The organism is Achromobacter sp. 77, from assembly GCF_020541125.1.
Classification (GTDB): domain Bacteria; phylum Pseudomonadota; class Gammaproteobacteria; order Burkholderiales; family Burkholderiaceae_B; genus Achromobacter; species Achromobacter mucicolens.
The window spans coordinates 3,671,737-3,690,402 of sequence record NZ_CP059848.1; the positions used below are offsets into that span (position 1 = coordinate 3,671,737).

The following is an 18,666-nucleotide window of genomic DNA, read 5'->3' on the forward strand; positions in this document are numbered from 1 at the left end:
GATTATGCAAATTTATTCAATAAATCATGCCGAAATTCTAGCTTGAAGTGGGTTGTCGGCGGGCTTATTGTGAACGCCTGCTCAATAAACATCCCAAGAGGCCGTCATGATCCAAGCCCGAGGCTACGCCGCGCACAGCGCCGACACTCCGCTGGTTCCCTTCAGCTTCACCCGCCGTGAACCGGGCGACGATGACGTGCTGATCGACATCCTGTACAGCGGCATCTGCCACTCCGACCTGCACCAGGCGCGCGGCGACTGGGGCAATTCCATGTACCCGATGGTGCCCGGCCACGAAATCATTGGCCGCGTCGCGCAAGTGGGCAAGAACGTGACGCGATTCAAGGTCGGCGACTACGCCGGCGTGGGCTGCATGGTGGACTCGTGCCGCCATTGCAAGGCGTGCCGTCTGAACCTCGAACAATATTGCGAAGAGAACGCCACGCTCACCTACAACGACAGGGAGCGCGGCAGCGACCAGCTGACGTTCGGCGGCTACTCCGATCGCATCGTGGTGACCGAGCACTTCGTCGTGAAGGTGTCCGACAAGCTCGACCTCAAGGCCGTCGCGCCGCTGCTGTGCGCCGGCATCACCACTTATTCTCCGCTGCGCCACTGGAAGGTGGGGCCGGGCAAGAAGGTCGGCGTCATCGGGCTGGGTGGCCTGGGCCACATGGGCGTGAAGTTTGCGCATGCAATGGGCGCGCATGTGGTGATGATCACGACTTCGGCCGACAAGGCCCGCGATGCCAAGCGCCTGGGCGCGGACGAGGTGCTGGTCTCGCGCGATGCCGACGCCATGGCGGCGCACGCCGGCACGTTCGACTTCCTGCTGAACACGGTTCCCGTCAGCCACGACGTCAATCCCTACATGGCCCTGCTGGCGCTTGACGGCACCATGGCGCTGGTGGGCGCGCTGACGCCGCTGGATCCGATCCCCGGCGCCAACCTCATCATGGGCCGCAAGTCGCTGGCCGGCTCGGCGATCGGCGGGATGCAGGAGACGCAGGAAATGATGGATTTCTGCGCCGAGCACAACATCGTCAGCGACGTGGAAATCGTGCCGATCCAGGCCGTGAACGAAGCCTATGAGCGGCTGGTGAAGAACGATGTGAAGTATCGCTTCGTGATCGACATGGCGTCGCTGAAGGAAACGCGCGCTGCCGCGTAAGTCCGCTTCCCCGATGGCCTTCTGGGTTCAGTCGGGAAACTTCTCGTCGTGGGCATCACCGAGGCGGCCGAAATACGTGACGTGCCGGCCCGCGATCCACACCGCGTAGCCCACGCAGCCCGCCGCGCAACTCAGGCGCTTGAATTCGGGGTACATCACCTCGCCCCGCTGCGCGCCGCGAATCGCGGCTTGCAGCGCGGCCCGATCAAAGTCATTGGCAATGGCGACATCCGGCACATCCAGCGGGATGTCCAGCGTCTGGTCATCAGGCAGGTAGTAGGCGGTGCGGCGGGACCGGTAGTCGACCACATAGGATTCGACCCCTGCGCCCGCCAGTTGACTGATGACTTGGCCGAAGTGGATGCGGCCTTGGGCGGATGCCTCCGCGGTTTCACGAATGATGGATTGCGTGGACGCGTTCATGGATGGCTCCTGACGAAAAAAAGGAGAAGACCGTTCCGGCGCCTCGGCCTTCGCACCGTCCAGCGTACTGCGGGAATGGCGCCATCGCGAAACAAAAAAAGAGGGTGCCCGCAGGCACCCTTGAATCCACCCTACAACAGCACCTGCGACTACACACCTGCATGCGGCGCCCGGCGTCCCGCGGGACAGGCCGGGCGCTGCCGGCTTACGCAGCCTTCTGCGCCTTGCCGTGTTCGAACTGCGCCTCTTCGGTCGAGCCGGTCAGCGCGGTCGTGGACGACTTGCCGCCCTCGATCGTCTGGGTCACGGCGTCGAAGTAACCGGTGCCCACTTCGCGCTGGTGCTTCACGGCGGTGAAGCCCATTGCGGCGGCGGCAAATTCCTTCTGCTGCAGTTCCACGAACGCGCTCATCTGGCGGCGGGCGTAGCCGTGGGCCAGCTCGAACATGCCGTAGTTCAGCGCGTGGAAGCCGGCCAGCGTGATGAACTGGAACTTGTAGCCCATGGCGCCCAGCTCGCGCTGGAACTTGGCGATGGTGCCGTCGTCCAGGTTCTTCTTCCAGTTGAACGACGGCGAGCAGTTGTAGGCCAGCAGCTTGCCCGGGAATTGGCGATGGATGGCGTCCGCGAACTTGCGGGCGTATTCCAGGTTGGGCGTGGACGTTTCGCACCAGATCAGGTCGGCGTACGGCGCGTAGGCCAGGCCGCGGGAAATGGCTTGGTCGATGCCGGCGCGGGTGCGGAAGAAGCCTTCCACCGTGCGCTCGCCGGTGATGAACGGACGATCGTTTTCATCGACGTCGCTGGTGACCAGGTCGGCGGCGTCGGCATCGGTGCGGGCCAGCAGCAACGTCGGCGTGCCCATCGTGTCGGCGGCCAGGCGGGCCGACACCAGCTTGGACACCGCCTCGCGGGTGGGCACCAACACCTTGCCGCCCATGTGGCCGCACTTCTTCACGGAAGCGAGCTGGTCTTCGAAGTGGACGCCCGACGCGCCCGCCTCGATCATGGCCTTCATCAGTTCATAGGCGTTGAGCACGCCGCCGAAACCGGCTTCGGCGTCCGCCACGATGGGCGCGAAGAAGTCGATGTAGCCTTCATCGCCGGGGTTCTTGCCTTCCATCCACTGGATCTGGTCGCAGCGCGTCAACGAATTGTTGATGCGGCGAACCACCTGCGGCACGGAGTTGGCGGGATAGAGCGACTGGTCGGGATACATTTCGCCGGCCAGGTTGGCGTCACCGGCGACCTGCCAGCCCGACAGATAGATGGCCTTCAGGCCGGCCTTGACCTGCTGCATGGCCTGGTTGCCGGTCAGGGCGCCCAGCGAATTGACGAACGGCTCGCTGTGCAGGAGTTCCCAGAGGCGCGTCGCGCCGCGGCTTGCAAGCGTGTGTTCGACGCTGATCGAGCCGCGCAGGCGGATGACGTCTTCGGCGCTGTAGTCGCGCTTGATGCCCTGCCACCGGCTGTTTTCGGCCCAATCTTTCTGCAGGTTGCGGATTTCGGTTTCGCGATTGCTCATGGTGATGCTCCTGGTCAGTAGTGAGAGAACTTCAAAGGATTCGCGTCGTGCATTGCGTGAATCGTTGGAGAAAGTCTATGCCTGTGCTGCGGAGCAATGTGAAGGCAGGTCTTATACAAGACGAAAAATGTTAGCTATTTAAATCAATGAGTTATGAACACGATTTTGTATAATGAAATGCGATTGTCGTTTATGAAATGCCACCCCGCTGCTGCGCAACACGGGCTTTCACATGCCGAGAGTTACATTTCACGTTGTGGAAAATCGGGCCCCTTCCAGCGCCTACAATGCCGTCATCCCGTTTTTGAATTCCTGCTATGACCCTGTCTCACGGCCCTCTCGGGCAGAGCGTGGCCTACGCCTCGCAATACGATCCCTCGCTGCTGTTCCCCATTGCGCGCTCGCACAACCGCGCGGCGCTCAATCTGAATGACGGCAACCTGCCCTTCACCGGGGTGGACCTGTGGAACGCCTACGAGCTGTCGTGGCTGGACGCCAAGGGCAAGCCGCGGGTGGCGATGGCGACGTTCTCGGTGCCGGCCGACAGCCCCAACATCATCGAATCCAAGTCGTTCAAGCTGTACCTGAACTCGTTCAACCAGACCCGCCTGGTCAATTCGGCGGCCCTGCGCGGCCGGCTGGAACGCGACCTGAGCGCCGCCGCGGGCGCGCCGGTGGGCCTGGACTTCTTCTTGCCGCAGCGCTTTTCCGAGCTGCAGATGGGCGAGCTGGACGGCATCTACATCGACAAGCTGGATATCGAGATCGACACCTATGAGCCCGCCCCCGAGCTGCTGCGCACGCGGCCGGGCGACGTGGTCGAGGAAACGCTGGCGTCGCGCCTCTTGAAGTCGAACTGCCCCGTGACCGGCCAGCCCGATTGGGCCACGGTGCAGATCCGCTACCGCGGCAAGCCGATCGATCGCGAGTCGCTGCTGCGCTATGTGGTGTCGTTCCGCCAACACGCCGAATTCCACGAGCACTGCGTCGAGCGCATCTTCAGCGACATCATGCAGGCTTGCGGCCCGGAGCACTTGACGGTGTATGCGCGCTACACGCGCCGCGGCGGACTGGACATCAACCCCTGGCGCAGCAACTTCGAGGCGGCGCCGCCCGCCGATAGGCGAACCGTCCGCCAGTAACGCGCCTGCCACGAAGAACGGCCGCCCCAGGGCGGCCGTTTTGTTTTTGCTGTTCAGCAATTACCGATCTGCGTTCACTTCACGAACGGCTCTGGCCGCGGCGTGTCGTCTTCGGACGGCGGCAGCACCGGGTACCGGATGACCGGCTGGTCGCCCGTCAGCGTCTTCAGGAACGCCACGATCTGGCCGTTTTCATCGGGCGTAAACGTGCGGCCCAGTTGCAGGCGGCCCATGACGTCGACGGCCTGCGTCAGCGTGGCCGCTTCGCCGTCGTGAAAGTATGGGTAGGTCAGCGCCACGTTGCGCAGCGTCGGCACCTTGAAATTGAAGCGGTCCGCGTCCTTGCCCGTGACCGCGGCCCGGCCTTCGGCCTTGTTCTCGGTGATATAGGGGGTGACCAGCCCCATCTTCTGGAATGAGTTGCCGCCCACCGCCACGCCGTTGTGGCAAGCGACGCAGCCGCTGTTCTTGAAAAGGTCGTACCCGGCCAGTTCCCGGACGGTCAGCGCTTTCTTGTCGCCCTTGAGCCACTGGTCGAAACGCGAATTCGGCGTGACCAGGGTTTCTTCAAACGCGGCCAGCGCGCTGGTCACCTCGTCGATGGTGATCGTGTCCTTGCCGAAGACCTGCTTGAATTCGGCGCGGTAGCCCTGAATGGAATTGAGCACCTGCACCGCAAGCTCGTGGGTGGACGCCATTTCCATGGGGTTCTCGATCGGGCCGCCCGCCTGTTCGCGCAGGTCCTTGGCGCGGCCATCCCAGAACTGGGCGATGTTCAAGCTGGAATTGAGCACGGTCGGCGAATTGATGCCGCCCTGCTGCCATTTGTGGCCGATGGAGGCCTTCAGGTTGTCGGACCCGCCCATGGCGAGGTTGTGGCAGGAATTACAGGAGATCGCGCCGGAGCGGGACAGACGCGGATCGAAGAAGAGCTTCTTGCCCAGTTCGACCTTGGCGGGTTCCTTGATGACGGCGGGCTCGATCGGCTGGATGGGTTCCTGCGACGCGCTCCACGCCTGATTTGCCCACAGTCCCAGTACGAGTCCCACGGCCAGCAGCGTACTTGTCTTTCTCATTTGCTTCTCCTGTGAATAACCAGTTCAACCACATGGTTATTACATCGGGGAAGCCATGCCCTGGCCTTGCGAGGCATCAAGCGGCGCCGGCCGGGGCGCACGCGGCAATGTCGTGCTTGATGGCGCGCAAGGCAGCGCTGGCGCCGTGCGGGGCGATCAAAGGGGTTGGGGCGCCATGCGGTTACGGCGCCCGAGGTCTCACGGCATTACGGCCGCGCTGCTGCCGCCGCTGCGGGCGGTTCGGCGCGGCGCGCCTGCACCGCGATCCACTGCGCCAGGAAAGCGGCCACGGCGAACGCCACACCCGCGCCCACCCACGGACCTTGCCGCAGGCCGGCGTCCAGGAGCAGGCCGAAGGCGAGCGGCCCCAGCGCCGAGCCCACGTCCATGCCCGAATACACCAGGCCGTAGACCGAGCCCGTCGAGCCCTTGGGCGTCACGCGGCGGATCAGCATGTCGCGCGACGGTGCCGCCACGCCCGAGCAGAAGCCCGCCAGGCCCACGACGGGCGCGGCCAGCACTGCGGGCACCAGCCCCAGCGCCAGCACGACCAGCGTCAGGCCGGCCAGGATCAGCGCCACCATGACGGTGCGCTCGGTGCGCGGGTTGGCCGACACCAGGAAGCCGCCGGCCGCCATGCCCACCGCCGAGGCGACCATGTACCCGGACAGCGCGGAACTGGCCGTGACCTTGGACAGGTCGTAAAGCTGGCCCAGCAAGGGAATCGTGTAATTCTGCACCGACGAAAGCGCGATGGAAGTGCAGGCAAAGAAGAGGAAAGCGCCCCACAGCGCGGGCTTGGACAAGAGCGCGGACAGCGTGGCCAGAACGCCCTCTTGCGGTTTGGCGGCGGGCTTGGGCGCGCTGGCGGCATCCTTGGCGTCGCCGCCGGCCTCGACGGGCGACGGGCCACCCAGCAGGTCGCGTCCCAGTACCGTCAGCAGCAGCACCAGCGCCACGAGGCCGGCGGCGCTATAGGCTGCCACGCGCCAGTTGGCCAGCAGCGTGATGGTGGTGATGAACACGGGCGTGAGCGCCCACCCGAGGTTGCCAGTCAGGCCGTGCGTCGAGAACGCATGGCCGAGCCGCGGGGCGGTGACCCGGTGGTTGATGAGGGAGTAATCCGCCGGATGGAACACCGAATTGCCGATGCCGCCGACGACGGCGGCGGCCATCAGCATGACGTAGCCGGTGGCCGACCCGATCAGCACGCCCGACAGCACGAAGCAGCCCAGCCCGAACCAGAGCACGGGGCGCGCGCCGATGCGGTCCACCACGAAACCCGAGGACGCCTGGCCGATGCCGGAAACCACATAGAACGTCGATACCAGCAGGCCCAGCCGCGCGAAGTCCAGCCCGAACTGAAGGCCCAGCGCGCCGTACAGCGACGGCAGCACAAGCTGGAAGAAGTGGGACGACGCGTGCGCGACGCCGATGAGCAGGATGATTTTCCAGTCGCGCCGGCGTACGTCGGCGTCCGAGAGCAAGGGGGTGGCGGCGGTAGCGGTGTTCATTGCACAAGGCCGCGAAGGCGGCAGGATGCGTTCCGCCCGTGGCGGTTCGCGGGTTGTCTCCGGCGGCGCGCGGGTACTTGCCCGGGCCTAATTTTTTTGCGACTGCAGGGTCTGCAACTGCGCCGGGCCGGCTTATTCAGCCGGCCCGGAAAATCGATACTACATGGCTTTTTCGCGGATCGCGGGCCAGGCGCGTTGCAGGTAGTACAGCATCGACCACACCGTCAGCACCGCGGCCACGATGATCAGCACGTCGCCCAGCAGCTTGGTGCTGACGCCGTAGATTGTCTGGTTATACAGCAGGCACGGAATGGCGATCATCTGCGCCGCCGTCTTGAACTTGCCCAGCCGGTGCACGGCCACGCTGGCGCTGGCGCCGATCTTGGCCATCCATTCGCGCAGCGCGGAAATCGTGATTTCACGGCCGATGATGATGAGCGAGATGAAGGCGTCGACCCGGCTCAGGTCAAGCAGCACGATGAGCGCGGCGCAGACCATGAGCTTGTCGGCCACCGGGTCCAGAAATGCGCCAAATGCCGATGTCTGGTTCCAGCGCCGGGCGAGCCAGCCGTCGAACCAGTCGGTCAGCGCGGCGATGATGAAGGCCCATGCCGCCAGCGTATCGCGCGTGGGAACAGACATCCAGCTTTCGGGCAGATAGAACAGCCCGACCACCAGCGGAATCATGGCGATACGCAGCCACGTCAGAATAATGGGAACGTTAATTGGCATAGTGTCCGTATCCTAACAGCTAGAGCCCACCCCCGAAGCGCCTTTGGCGCTTCCCCCTCAAGGGGGCGCCTCTGCGGACCGGCGGAGCCGGATCCGCGCGGCCCGGATTGCTCGTCGGGTGGAGTGGTTGAAATTTGGGGTTTGGCATATCGGTGGTCGGCGGCGAGGGTGACACAAGTTCGTGACATCTGGGCGATTCCAGGGTGTCAGCGCAGCGCCTCGTAGATGCGGATTGCCAAGTCTTGCGAGATGCCGTCTACCGAGGCCAGGTCCTCGATGCTGGCGCGGGCAACGCCGGAGAAGCCGCCGAAGCGGGCCAGGAGGCGCTGGCGGCGGCGGGCGCCCACGCCTTCGATTTCTTCCAGGCGCGAGACGTTGCGTGTCTTGGCGCGGCGGGCGCGCATGCCGGTGATGGCGAAGCGGTGGGCCTCGTCGCGCACCTGGGCGATCAGCATCAGCGCGGCGGATTCGCCGCCCAGGGCGACCGGCGGACGGCCGTCGGCGAAGACCAGGGTTTCCAGGCCGACCTTGCGCCCTTCCCCCTTGGCCACGCCCACCAGCGTCTGGATGTCCAGCCCCAGTTCCGCGAAGACCTTGCGCGCGACCTCGACCTGGCCCTTGCCGCCGTCGATGAGGACAAGGCCGGGCATCTGCGCGTCGCCGTCGGCCACCTTGGCAAAACGCCGGGTCAGGACCTGGCGCATGGCCGCGTAGTCGTCGCCGGGCGTGATGCCGGCGATGTTGTAGCGGCGGTACAGCGAAGGCTGCATGTCGTGGTGCTCGAACACCACACAGGAAGCCTGGGTGGCTTCGCCAGCGGTGTGGCTGATGTCGAAACACTCGATGCGCAGCGCGTCAAGCGCGGCTTCGTCGGTGTCCAGGTCCAGCGCTTCAGCCAGCGCCAGCGTGCGGGCCGCCCGGGCGCCGGATTCGGTCAGCGCGCGGGCAAGCGCCATTTCGGCGTTCTTTGCCGCTTGCTCCAGCCACGACCGGCGCGTGCCCTGCGGCCGCGACAGCACCCGCGTCGGCCGGCCGCCCGACTGCTCGACCAGCAGCGCGATCAGCTCGGGATCGGGCAAGGTGTGCGAACACACCAGGATCGGCGGCATCGCGTTCTCGGTGTAATGCTGGGCCACGAAGGCTTCCAGCACCTGCGGCGCGGCCTCGCCTTCGGCGTGCGAAGGAAAGAACGGCTTGTCGCCCAGATGGCGGCCGCCGCGCACCATCGCCAGATTCACGCAGACCTTGCCGCCGGCAATGGCCACCGCAATGATGTCGGTGTCTTCGCCGCTGACGTTTTCCATGGTCTGCTGGTGCAGCACGCGCGCCAGCGATCCCATCTGGTCGCGCAGCGCCGCGGCTTCTTCGAAGCGCAACTCCATGGAGGCCTGCTGCATGCGGGCCTCGATCTCGCCCATGACGTCCTTGGCCTCGCCGTTCAGAAAGCGGACGGCGCGATGCACGTCGCGGTCGTATTCGGCCGCTTCGATGGCGCCCACGCAAGGCGCCGAGCAGCGCCCGATCTGATGCAGCAGACAGGGGCGCGAGCGGTTGGCGAACACGCTGTCTTCGCACGTGCGCAGGCGAAAGACCTTTTGCAGGATCTGGATGGTTTCGCGCACGGCCCAGGCATTGGGAAACGGGCCGAAGAACTGGCCGCGCTTGTTGGTAGCGCCGCGGTAGTACGCGATGCGGGGCCAGTCATGCCCCGTGATGTGCAGGTACGGATAGGACTTGTCGTCGCGAAACAGGATGTTGTAGCGCGGCTTCAGGCTCTTGATGAGGTTGTTTTCCAGGATCAGCGCTTCGGCCTCGGAGCGCGTCACCGTGACTTCCAGCCGCGCCACCTTGGCCACCATCTGCGCGATGCGCGGGCTGGACAGCGTCTTCTGGAAATACGACGAGACGCGCTTCTTCAGGTCGCGCGCCTTGCCGACATACATGACCTCGCCGGCCGCATCCAGGTGCCGGTAGACACCCGGCAGATGCGGCAGGTCAGACAGGAACGATTTGAGATTGAAGTCGTCGGGCATTCTGGTAACGGCTTTCGGCCTGCAAGGTATCCCAATCGGGCGCATCGAAACGCGGCATCAGGCGCCGGATGCGCGCAACGGACTCGGGCGCATGGTCGAACTCAAGGCGCGACAGCAGGTCGTCGGCCAGGTCCGGGCGGTTGCACACCAGCACCATATCGCAACCGGCGCGCAGCGCGGCGTTGGCCCGGTCCAGGATGTCGCCCGCGACCGCGGCGCCTTCCATGGTCAGGTCGTCCGAGAACACCACGCCATCGTAGCCCAGGCGCTTGCGCAGGATGTCCTGCACCCAGCGCTTGGAAAATCCCGCCGGGTGCTTGTCCACCTTGGGATAGATCACGTGCGCGGGCATGACGGACGGCAGGACCGCATCGCCCAGCCACGCGTAGGGCGCGGCGTCGTCCTTCATGATCTCGTCCAGCGTGCGCGGATCGACGGGGATCTCGTGGTGCGAGTCGGCCTCGACGTAACCGTGGCCCGGGAAATGCTTGCCGCAGGCCGACATGCCGGCCAACGCCAGGCCTTGCACCAGCGCGCGCGACAGCATGGTCACGACGCGGGGATCGGCGTGGAAGGCGCGGTTGCCGATGACCTTGCTGACGCCGTAATCCAGGTCCAGCACCGGCGTGAAGCTCATGTCCACGCCGCAGGCGCGCAGTTCGGCCGCCAGGACATACCCGGCCTCGGTGGCCAGGCGCATCGCCTGCAGCGGATCCTGATCCCACAACTGGCCCAGCGCGCGCATCGGAGGCAACGGCGTGAAGCCGTCTTCGCGGAACCGCTGCACACGGCCGCCTTCGTGGTCCACCAGGATCAGCAGCGGCTCCTTGCGCGCCTTGTGGATCTGGCGCGTCAGCGCGGTGAGCTGGGCGCGGTTCTCGAAGTTGCGGGCAAAGAGGATGACGCCGCCCACCAGCGGGTGGCGCAGGCGCTTCTTTTCCGCCTTCGTAAGCGTGTATCCCGCCACATCGACCATCACGGGGCCGGGGGGCAGGTCCGCCTTGGATTTCTTTTTGGCCATGGAGGTGTCCTTGTAGATGTGCGGCAAGCCGGCGGGAAACATCCCGGGCTCAGGGCTTGCGCTCGACCACCACGTACGCGGCGGCCATGTCGGATTCATCGGTAATGGAAACGTGGGCCGCGCCGAACCGTTCGGCATACCAGGCCTGCAATTCGGGCGCGATCACCAGCACCGGGCGGCCGCCCGGCGCATTCAGCGTCTGCACGCGCCGCCACGTCATCGGCATGCGCATGCCCAGGCCGATCGCCTTGGAAAAGGCTTCCTTGGCCGCAAAGCGCGTGGCAAGGAATCGCAGCCCGCGGACCGGGTCGCGCGCGCGGCGGGCATGGAATTTGAGGAGTTCTTCGGGTCCCAGGATCTTTTCGGCGAACCGGTCGCCGTGGCGCGCCAGCGCGCGCTCGATCCGGTCGATGCGCAGGAGGTCCATGCCGATGCCGGCAATGGCGCCGGCGGGCGTGGCGGAAGAAGAGTCGGACATCGGCATCGCCTGGCTAGCGGTCAAAACGCGTCATCGGCCCGCGTTCAAAGCCCGCGCAGCGCGTGCAACCGCGCCTGCACCATCAGCGCCTTCATGTCGCGCACGGCTTTTTCCCAGCCGTCGAAGATCGCCTGCGCCACGATGGCGTGGCCGATGTTGAGTTCGGAAATGCCGTCCAGCGCGGCCACCGGCTTGACGTTGCCGTAATGCAGGCCATGTCCCGCGTTCACGCGCAGCCCGTGGCGCAGCCCTTCGGTCACGGCCAGGCGGATGCGCTGCAGTTCGGCGTGGGCGGCCTCGCCCTCGGCCTCGGCATAGGCGCCGGTGTGCAGTTCGATCACGGGCGCGCCGGCCTTGGCGGCGGCGGCGATCTGAACAGGGTCCGGATCGATGAAGAGCGAGACGCGAATGCCGGCTTCGGTCAGCAGGGCCACGGCGTCGGACACCGGGCCCATCGCGCCGGCCACTTCCAGCCCGCCTTCCGTCGTGAGCTCGGTGCGCTTTTCGGGCACCAGGCACACGTCGCTGGGCTTGACCGCGCAGGCGATCTCAAGCATTTCCGGCGTGACCGCGCATTCCAGGTTCATGCGGGTGCGCAACTGCGGGCGGATCGCGTAGACGTCGGCATCCTGGATGTGCCGCCGGTCTTCGCGCAGATGCAGCGTGATCAGGTCGGCGCCGGCGTCCTCGGCGCGCAGCGCCGCGGCGATCGGGTCGGGGTACGCCGTGTGGCGCTGCTGCCGCAGCGTGGCGACGTGATCGATATTTACACCAAGTTCTATCATTGCACTTTCGTTGTTTCTTCCCAGCCGCCGCCCAGCGCCTTGTACAGCTCCACGCGGTTGATCAGCGCGGCCAGGCCGGTTTGCACCAATGCGAGCTGGGCGTTGAAAAAGTCCACCTGCGCGGTCTGCACCTGCAGGTAGCTGTCGATACCGTTGGTATAACGCAAATTCGACAACTCCAGCGTCCGCGCCGACGAATCCTGCAGCGCGCGCTGGGCATCGAGCTGCGCCCCGTAGGTGGCCTCACCCGCCAGCGCATCCGAGACTTCGCGGAACGCCTGCTGGATGGTCTGCTCGTACTGCGCCACGGCGATATTGTCGCGCGCCTTGGCCAGGTTCAGTCCTTCGCGGATGCTGCCGCCCGCAAACAACGGGGTCGTGATCGACGGCGAGAAGCTCCAATACCCCTGCCCGCCCTTGAACAGATCCCCCAGCGACGGGCTGGCCACGCCCAAGAGGCCAGTCAGCGAGATGGTCGGGAAGAACGCCGCACGCGCCGCGCCGATGTTGGCGTTGGCGGACAGCAGCTGGTTTTCGGCGGCGGCGATGTCGGGCCGGCGCTCCAGCAGGTCGGACGGCAGGCCCGACGGCACCGCGGCCAGCACCTGGTCGCGGCCGAACGTGGCCGGCGGGGGCAGCGTGTCGGGCAGCGGCGTGCCCACCACCAGCACCAGCGCGTTCATGGCCTGCGCGCGGGCACGGGCCAGTTGCGCCAGGTCGGCAGAGGCCGTGTCCAGCAGCGACTTGGACTGGTTCAGGTCCAGTTCGGAGGCCACGCCGCCGTCGAAGCGGCGCTTGACCAGGTCATACGATTCCTGACGCGAGGCCAGCGTGCGCTGCGTCAGGTCCAGCTGGACTTCAGCGGCGCGCAGGTTGAAATACGACTGCGCGACCGAACCCACCAAGGTGATGTGAACGGTCTTTTGCGCCTGCTCGGTCGACAGATACTGCTGGTACGCGGCTTCGGACAGGTTGCGCAGGCGGCCGAACAGGTCGATTTCGAACGTGGTCAGGCCGATGCCGGCCTGGTAGGAGCTGCTGATCGAGCTGGAATCCGGACCGCCGGCCCGCATGTTGGCCGGCAGGTGCTGGCGCTGGCCCTGGATGCCGGCGCCGATGCTGGGCCACTGCGCGCCGCGCTGGATGCCGTATTGCGCCCGGGCCTCTTCGACGCGCTGGACCGCGACGCGCAGGTCGCGGTTGTTGACCAACGCAAGCTCGATGAGGGCCTGCAGGCGGGGATCGCGGAAGAATTCGCGCCAGCCCAGGTCCGCCGCGGGTGTGCCGGCCTGCGGCACGACGTCGGCGGCGGGCTGCGAGCCCAGCGTGGTGGCGCGCGAGTACGCGCCGTATTGCACCTTGGGCTGATCCGGCCACGCCGGGCTGACCGGCGCGTCGGGACGCTTGTAATCGGGCGCCAGCGAGCAGCCGGCCAACGCCACCGCCACAAAGGCGGACAAGGCGGTCTGTCTGAACATCAGGGCTTTCATTCCTTGCCCTCCTGGCCACCAGTGGGTTGTGCGGTCTGCGGCGTCGCCGGGTCAGCGCCCTTTTCGGCCGCCGCCTTCTTTTCGGCCTGCTCCTGCTCGAAGGCGCGCAGTTCGGCGCCGAGCAGACGCGGGCGGGTCTTGAACAGGCCCAGCACCACCACGAAGAATGTCGGAACGAAGATCACGGCGAACGGCGTGGCGGCCAGCATGCCGCCCAGCACGCCCAGGCCCACCGCGCGCTGGCTGGCCGCGCCCGCGCCGGTGGCCAGCGCCAGCGGAATCACGCCCAGGATGAACGCCAGCGACGTCATCAGGATGGGCCGGAAGCGCAATCGCGCGGCCTCCACCGCGGCCTCGTACAGGCCCATGCCGCGCGCGTACTGGTCCTTGGCGAATTCCACGATAAGAATGGCGTTCTTGGCCGCCAGCCCGATCACGGTCACCATGCCGACCTGGAAGTACACGTCGTTGGACATGCCCAGCGCACTGACCAGCGCCACCGCGCCCAGCATGCCCAGAGGCACCACCAGCATGACGGAGATGGGGATGGCCCAGCTTTCATACAGCGCGGCAAGCACCAGGAACACGACGAGGAGCGACAGGCCCATCAGGATGGGGGCCTGGTTGCCGGCCTGCAATTCCTGGTACGACAACCCCGTCCACTCGTAGCCGAAGCCTTGCGGCAGCTGAGCGACCAGCCGCTGCATTTCTTCCATGGCCTCGCCGGTGGAGTAGCCCGGCGCCGAGCTGCCGCCGATACGCATCGACTCGTAGCTGTTGTAGCGCACGACCTGCACCGGTCCCTGCACCCATTCGCCCGTGACGAACGTGGACAGCGGCACCATGCCGCCCTGCGCGTTGCGGGCGTTCAGCTTGAGCACGTCGGACAATTGCATGCGGTACGGCGCATCGGCCTGGACCCAGATGTTCTGCATCCGGCCCAGGTTGGGGAACTTGCTCAGGTACGCCGAGCCGACCGCGGTCGAGATGAGCGATGCGGCTTCGTTGAAGTCCACGCCCAGCGCGGCCGCCTTGTCGCGGTCGATGTTCAGGCTGAGCTGCGTGCCCGCCGACAGGCCCGTGATACGGACTTGCGACAGCACGGGGCTCTTCATGGCCTCGCCCATCAGTTGCGCGGTGGCAGCCGCCAAGGCCTCGGTGCCGGCGGCGCCGCGATCCTGCAGGCGCAAGTCGAAACCGGTGGCGTTGCCCAGCGACGAGATGGCCGGCGGCACCAGCGTGAAGACCTGCGCGTCATGGATGCCCATGAGCTGCTTTTCGAAGGCTGTAAAGGCGATGGCGCCCGCCGAATCCTGCCGTTCCTTGCGGTCCTTGAAGTCCTTGAGCGTCGTGAAGGCGATGGCCGCATTCAGACCGTTGCCGTTGAAGCTGTAGCCCTGCACGGCAATGATGTTCTCGACGGCGGGAATGCCCTGGAAGTATTTTTCGACCTGCTCGATGACCTCGACGGTACGGTTGGCGCTGGCGCCGGTGGGCAGCTCGATGTTGCTGACCACGTAGCCCTGGTCTTCCTCGGGCAGGAACGACGACGGCAGGCGCAGGTAAAGCCAGCCCAAAAGCAGGACCAGCACCAGGAACGCCAACATCATCCGGCCGCCCTTGTGCAGGATGCGCGACACCCAGTTCTGGTAGCCGTGCGTGGTGGCGTCGAACTTGCGGTTGAACCAGCCGAAAAAGCCCTTCTTGTCCTCGTGGTGGCCCTTGGCCACCGGCTTGAGGATCGTGGCGCACAGCGCCGGCGTGAAGGTCAGCGCCAAGAGCGCCGAAAAGAAGATGGACACAGCCATTGCCACCGAGAACTGGCGGTAGATCACGCCCACCGACCCGCTCATGAAGGCCAGCGGCAGGAACACGGTCACCAGCACCAGCGTGATCCCGATGATGGCGCCGCTGATCTGCGGCATGGCTTTTTTGGTGGCCTCTTTGGGCGGCAGGCCCTCGGTCGCCATGATCCGCTCGACGTTTTCGACGACCACGATGGCGTCGTCCACGAGAATCCCGATGGCAAGCACCATCGCGAACATGGTCAGCACGTTGATCGAGAAGCCCAGCGCCAGCATCACGGCGAACGCCCCCAGCATGGCCACCGGGACCACGAGCGCCGGGATCAGCGTGTAGCGCACGTTCTGCAGGAACAGGTACATGACCAGGAACACCAGCACCATGGCTTCGGCCAGGGTATGGAGCACCTGCTCGATGGAGACCTTGACGTAGGGCGCGGTGTCGTACGGCACCGAATACTGGATGTTGCCCGGGAAGTACTTGGACAGTTCCTGCATCTGGTTGCGCACGCCTTGCGCGGTGGCCAGCGCGTTGGCGTTGGGCGACAGCACGATGGCGAAAGCCGCCGTGGGCTTGCCGTTCAGGCGGGCGCCGAACTGGTAGTTGTCGGCGCCGACCTCGATGCGGGCGACGTCGCGCAGCAGCACCTTGGAGCCGTCGGTGTTGGCGCGCAGGACGATACGGCCAAAGCCGTCGACCGTGCTCAATTGGCCGTTGGCCGTGACCGTGGCGGTGATGCGCTGCGATTCCGGATTGGGCGGCGCGCCGATGCTGCCGCCGGAGATCAGCACGTTCTGGCTGGCGATGGCGTTGTTGACCTCGGCCATGCTGAGATTGAAGCCGACCAGCTTGTTCGGGTCCAGCCAGACGCGCATCGCGCGAGGCGCGGCGAACAACTGGAACTGGCCCACGCCCGGCACCCGCGAAACCGGGTTCTTCACGTTGCGGGTGATGTAGTCGGCCAGCGCCGTCTGGTCCAGCGAGCCATCGGTGGACGACAGCGTCACGATCATCAGAAAGCCGGTACTCGTCTGCTCGTACTGCAGGCCCTGCTGCTGCACCGCGCTGGGCAGCTGGGCGATCACGTTGGACACGCGGTTCTGCACGTCCACCTGCGCCAGGTCAGGATTGGTGCCCGGCGCAAACGTCGCGGTGATGGTCGAGGTGCCGTAGGAGTCGCTGACGGACTCGTAGTAGATCAGGCCCTTGGCGCCGTTGAGCTGGTCTTCGATGATGCTGGTGACCGACTCGGCCACTTCGGGGGCCGACGCGCCCGGGTAGGTCGCGGTGATCGTGATGGCCGGCGGAGCCACATCGGGGTACTGCGCAACCGGCATGTTCGGGATGGCCAACACCCCTGCCAGCAGAATGAAAAGGGCAACTACCCAGGCGAAGATTGGTCGATCGATAAAAAATTGCGGCATGTGGGCTGACTCTGAAAGCGATGCTCACCAAAGAGGAACGCGGCGCTTGCTGCGCCGCGTGCCGCTTACGATTTCTGGCCGGCGGCCTTGTCCTGCGGGGCCGGCTCGGCCGGCTTGGCGCCGGGCTGCGGGGCGGGTTCGGCCGGTTTGGCGCCGGGCTGCGCGCCAGGATCGGCGGGCTTGGCGCCAGGCTGCGCGGCGGGCGCGCCGCCCTGCGCGGGCGTGCCGTTCCGATTCCATTGGCTGACCTGCACCGGCGCGCCGGGGCGGATCTTCTGGAAGCCTTCGACCACGACCACGTCGCCTGCCTTCAGGCCGCTGGTGACCAGCCAGTTGTTTTCGTACGCGCCGCCAGTGGTGACCGGGGCCTGCGCGATCTTGTTGTCGCGCACCAGCATCAGGCTCTGCTTGCCGTCGGCCGTGCGCTGCAGCGCCTGCTGGGGAACCAGCAGGGCGACATCGTCAAAGCCCTGCTCCAGGCGGACCCGCACATACATGCCGGGCAGCAGGATGCCGTCGGGATTGGGGACCTCGGCGCGCAGGTTCACCTGGCCGGTGCTGGGATCCACCGTGATGCCGGTGAACAGCAGCTTGCCGGGATGTTCGTATTCGGAGCCGTCTTCAAGCACGACGGTGGCGCGGGCGGCGTCCTTGCCCACTTGCTGCAGACGGCCGCTGGCAAAGGCGCGGCGCAGGGCGGCCAGATCGGCGGTGGACTGCGTGAAGTCGACGTAGATGGGATCGAGCTGCTGCACCGTGGCCATTTGCGTGGCGGACGTGGATTCGACCAGCGCGCCCTCGGTGACCAGCGGCTTGCCGATGCGGCCGGTGATCGGCGAGGTGACGTCCGTGTAGCTCAGGTTGATGGCGGCGTTGTCCTGCGCGGCCTTCGCGGCGGCCACCGTGGCGTCGGCCTGGCGGAAGGACGCCACGGCGTTGTCGTATTCCTGCTTGCTGACGGCGTTGGCCTTGACCAGCGGCGCGTAGCGGTCGGCCAGGAGCTTGGCGCTGAACAGGTTGGCCTGCGCCTGCTTCAACTGCGCCGTCGCCTGATCGTAGGCGGCCTTGTAGGGCGCCGGATCGATCTTGAACAGCAGCTGGTTTTCCTTGACGTCGCCGCCCTGCTCGAAGGTGATGCGCTGCACGATGCCCGTGACGCGGGCGCGAATCTGCGCGTCGCGCACGGCATCCACGCGGCCCGGCAATTCCGAAACGATGGGCGCGCGCTGCGGCTGCACCGTGACCACGCTGACCTGGGGCATGCCGGGATTCATCTGGGGTCTTTCCCCGCATCCGGCCAATATCAGCGCGAGGACGCCACCGGAAACAGCCAGACCCGAAATTCGTTTAGGCGAAAACCGCATTGAAACCCCCGCGTAGCGTAATGAAGCGCGTCGTGAAATCGCGTCAGGTACCGCAGCAATTCGAACGTGCCGAAGAGCAGCGATCAAATCATGACCAAGCGTCACCAACGACACGTGAATAGCCCAGTAATGTAACTCAGATATTGGGGAAATCACGTACTTTTGGGGGGTCCGGGGGAACTTTCAGGCGCAATTGCGCAACAGTTATTTGCTGTTGGCGAGCTCTCGGAGATTGCCCAGGAACGCATAGCCGACGCCATGCACCGTGTGCAGGGGCAGCCGCGCACCCGCTTGGCGGACCTTGGTGCGCAGCCGGCAGATCGCGACATTGAGCGACCGCATGTTCATGCCGCCGCGCAGGTGTTTCACTTCTTCGCGGACCAATTCACGCTGCGGATTCCTGACCAGGCATGCGAAGCAGGCGCGCTCGACTTCGGTGAGGTCCAAGCGCGCGCCGTTGGGCAATTGCAGCGTCCAGCCCCAGTAGAGCAGGCTCCACCACCCGTCCACCGGGTCTTGGGGCAGGCCCGGCGCCCAGCCGGCGGGCGGTTGCGTCCGCGTGGGGCTGCACGGGAGGCCGCATGCGGGGTTGCTAGCGGACGTACGCGCGGGCTTGCGCGTGCCGGGCTTGGCAAGGAAGGGAGCGGGCACAGGAGCATTCAAGGCGGATCTCCGCCAGGATGGC

Annotated in this window: 15 protein-coding genes; 2 read left to right on the forward strand and 13 right to left on the reverse strand. The window is 65.9% G+C overall.

Features of this window, described 5'->3' with window-relative positions:
- Positions 1 to 106 precede the first annotated feature (106 nt).
- On the forward strand, positions 107 to 1,171 hold the full coding sequence (locus tag H4P35_RS16960; RefSeq protein ID WP_226846310.1) for an NAD(P)-dependent alcohol dehydrogenase: 1,065 nt from the start codon (positions 107 to 109) through the stop codon (positions 1,169 to 1,171).
- 27 nt (positions 1,172 to 1,198) lie between these two features.
- Here H4P35_RS16960 and H4P35_RS16965 read toward each other — a convergent pair whose 3' ends face one another.
- On the reverse strand, positions 1,199 to 1,594 hold the full coding sequence (locus H4P35_RS16965) for a DUF1398 domain-containing protein (RefSeq protein WP_226846311.1): 396 nt from the start codon (positions 1,592 to 1,594) through the stop codon (positions 1,199 to 1,201).
- Between the two features lie 205 nt (positions 1,595 to 1,799).
- Entirely contained in the window at positions 1,800 to 3,119 is a 1,320-nt protein-coding gene (gene aceA, locus H4P35_RS16970) for an isocitrate lyase (protein WP_226846312.1), read from the reverse strand.
- Between the two features lie 317 nt (positions 3,120 to 3,436).
- Between aceA and queF the strand changes: the two genes are divergently transcribed.
- Complete coding sequence (gene queF, locus H4P35_RS16975) at positions 3,437 to 4,261, forward strand: NADPH-dependent 7-cyano-7-deazaguanine reductase QueF (protein ID WP_217618962.1); 825 nt, start codon at positions 3,437 to 3,439, stop codon at positions 4,259 to 4,261.
- Between the two features lie 74 nt (positions 4,262 to 4,335).
- Here the strand turns inward: queF and H4P35_RS16980 are convergent, their stop codons facing one another.
- The 11 genes from H4P35_RS16980 to H4P35_RS17030 form a co-directional block, all read right to left on the reverse strand.
- A complete protein-coding gene (locus tag H4P35_RS16980; protein ID WP_226846313.1) occupies positions 4,336 to 5,337 on the reverse strand; it encodes a cytochrome-c peroxidase in 1,002 nt (333 codons plus the stop codon).
- 206 nt (positions 5,338 to 5,543) lie between these two features.
- Positions 5,544 to 6,851 (reverse strand): MFS transporter, encoded by a 1,308-nt coding sequence (locus H4P35_RS16985; RefSeq protein ID WP_226846314.1) that lies wholly within the window; start codon positions 6,849 to 6,851, stop codon positions 5,544 to 5,546.
- Between the two features lie 159 nt (positions 6,852 to 7,010).
- The gene (pgsA, locus tag H4P35_RS16990) at positions 7,011 to 7,583 is read right to left on the reverse strand and encodes a CDP-diacylglycerol--glycerol-3-phosphate 3-phosphatidyltransferase (protein WP_056323904.1); all 573 of its coding nucleotides are present in this window, start codon (positions 7,581 to 7,583) and stop codon (positions 7,011 to 7,013) included.
- Between the two features lie 206 nt (positions 7,584 to 7,789).
- Positions 7,790 to 9,616 (reverse strand): excinuclease ABC subunit UvrC, encoded by a 1,827-nt coding sequence (gene uvrC, locus H4P35_RS16995; protein ID WP_226846315.1) that lies wholly within the window; start codon positions 9,614 to 9,616, stop codon positions 7,790 to 7,792.
- Positions 9,579 to 10,637 (reverse strand): beta-N-acetylhexosaminidase, encoded by a 1,059-nt coding sequence (gene nagZ, locus H4P35_RS17000; protein ID WP_226846316.1) that lies wholly within the window; start codon positions 10,635 to 10,637, stop codon positions 9,579 to 9,581. The genes uvrC and nagZ overlap by 38 nt, the downstream gene beginning before the upstream one ends.
- A gap of 49 nt (positions 10,638 to 10,686) precedes the next feature.
- The gene (gene acpS, locus H4P35_RS17005; RefSeq protein WP_056323898.1) at positions 10,687 to 11,121 is read right to left on the reverse strand and encodes a holo-ACP synthase; all 435 of its coding nucleotides are present in this window, start codon (positions 11,119 to 11,121) and stop codon (positions 10,687 to 10,689) included.
- Between the two features lie 38 nt (positions 11,122 to 11,159).
- Positions 11,160 to 11,900 carry a pyridoxine 5'-phosphate synthase gene (gene pdxJ / locus H4P35_RS17010; RefSeq protein WP_062839094.1) on the reverse strand — a complete coding sequence of 247 codons (741 nt, stop codon included), beginning with the start codon at positions 11,898 to 11,900 and terminating at the stop codon, positions 11,160 to 11,162.
- The gene (locus H4P35_RS17015) at positions 11,897 to 13,390 is read right to left on the reverse strand and encodes an efflux transporter outer membrane subunit (protein ID WP_226846317.1); all 1,494 of its coding nucleotides are present in this window, start codon (positions 13,388 to 13,390) and stop codon (positions 11,897 to 11,899) included. Before H4P35_RS17015 ends, pdxJ begins: the two co-directional genes overlap by 4 nt.
- On the reverse strand, positions 13,387 to 16,617 hold the full coding sequence (locus H4P35_RS17020; protein ID WP_056323891.1) for a multidrug efflux RND transporter permease subunit: 3,231 nt from the start codon (positions 16,615 to 16,617) through the stop codon (positions 13,387 to 13,389). Before H4P35_RS17020 ends, H4P35_RS17015 begins: the two co-directional genes overlap by 4 nt.
- Before the next feature lie 65 nt (positions 16,618 to 16,682).
- Positions 16,683 to 17,981 (reverse strand): efflux RND transporter periplasmic adaptor subunit, encoded by a 1,299-nt coding sequence (locus H4P35_RS17025; protein ID WP_226846318.1) that lies wholly within the window; start codon positions 17,979 to 17,981, stop codon positions 16,683 to 16,685.
- 204 nt (positions 17,982 to 18,185) lie between these two features.
- Positions 18,186 to 18,644, reverse strand: a complete 459-nt coding sequence (locus H4P35_RS17030; protein ID WP_370638929.1) for a winged helix-turn-helix domain-containing protein — start codon at positions 18,642 to 18,644, stop codon at positions 18,186 to 18,188.
- Positions 18,645 to 18,666 lie beyond the last annotated feature (22 nt).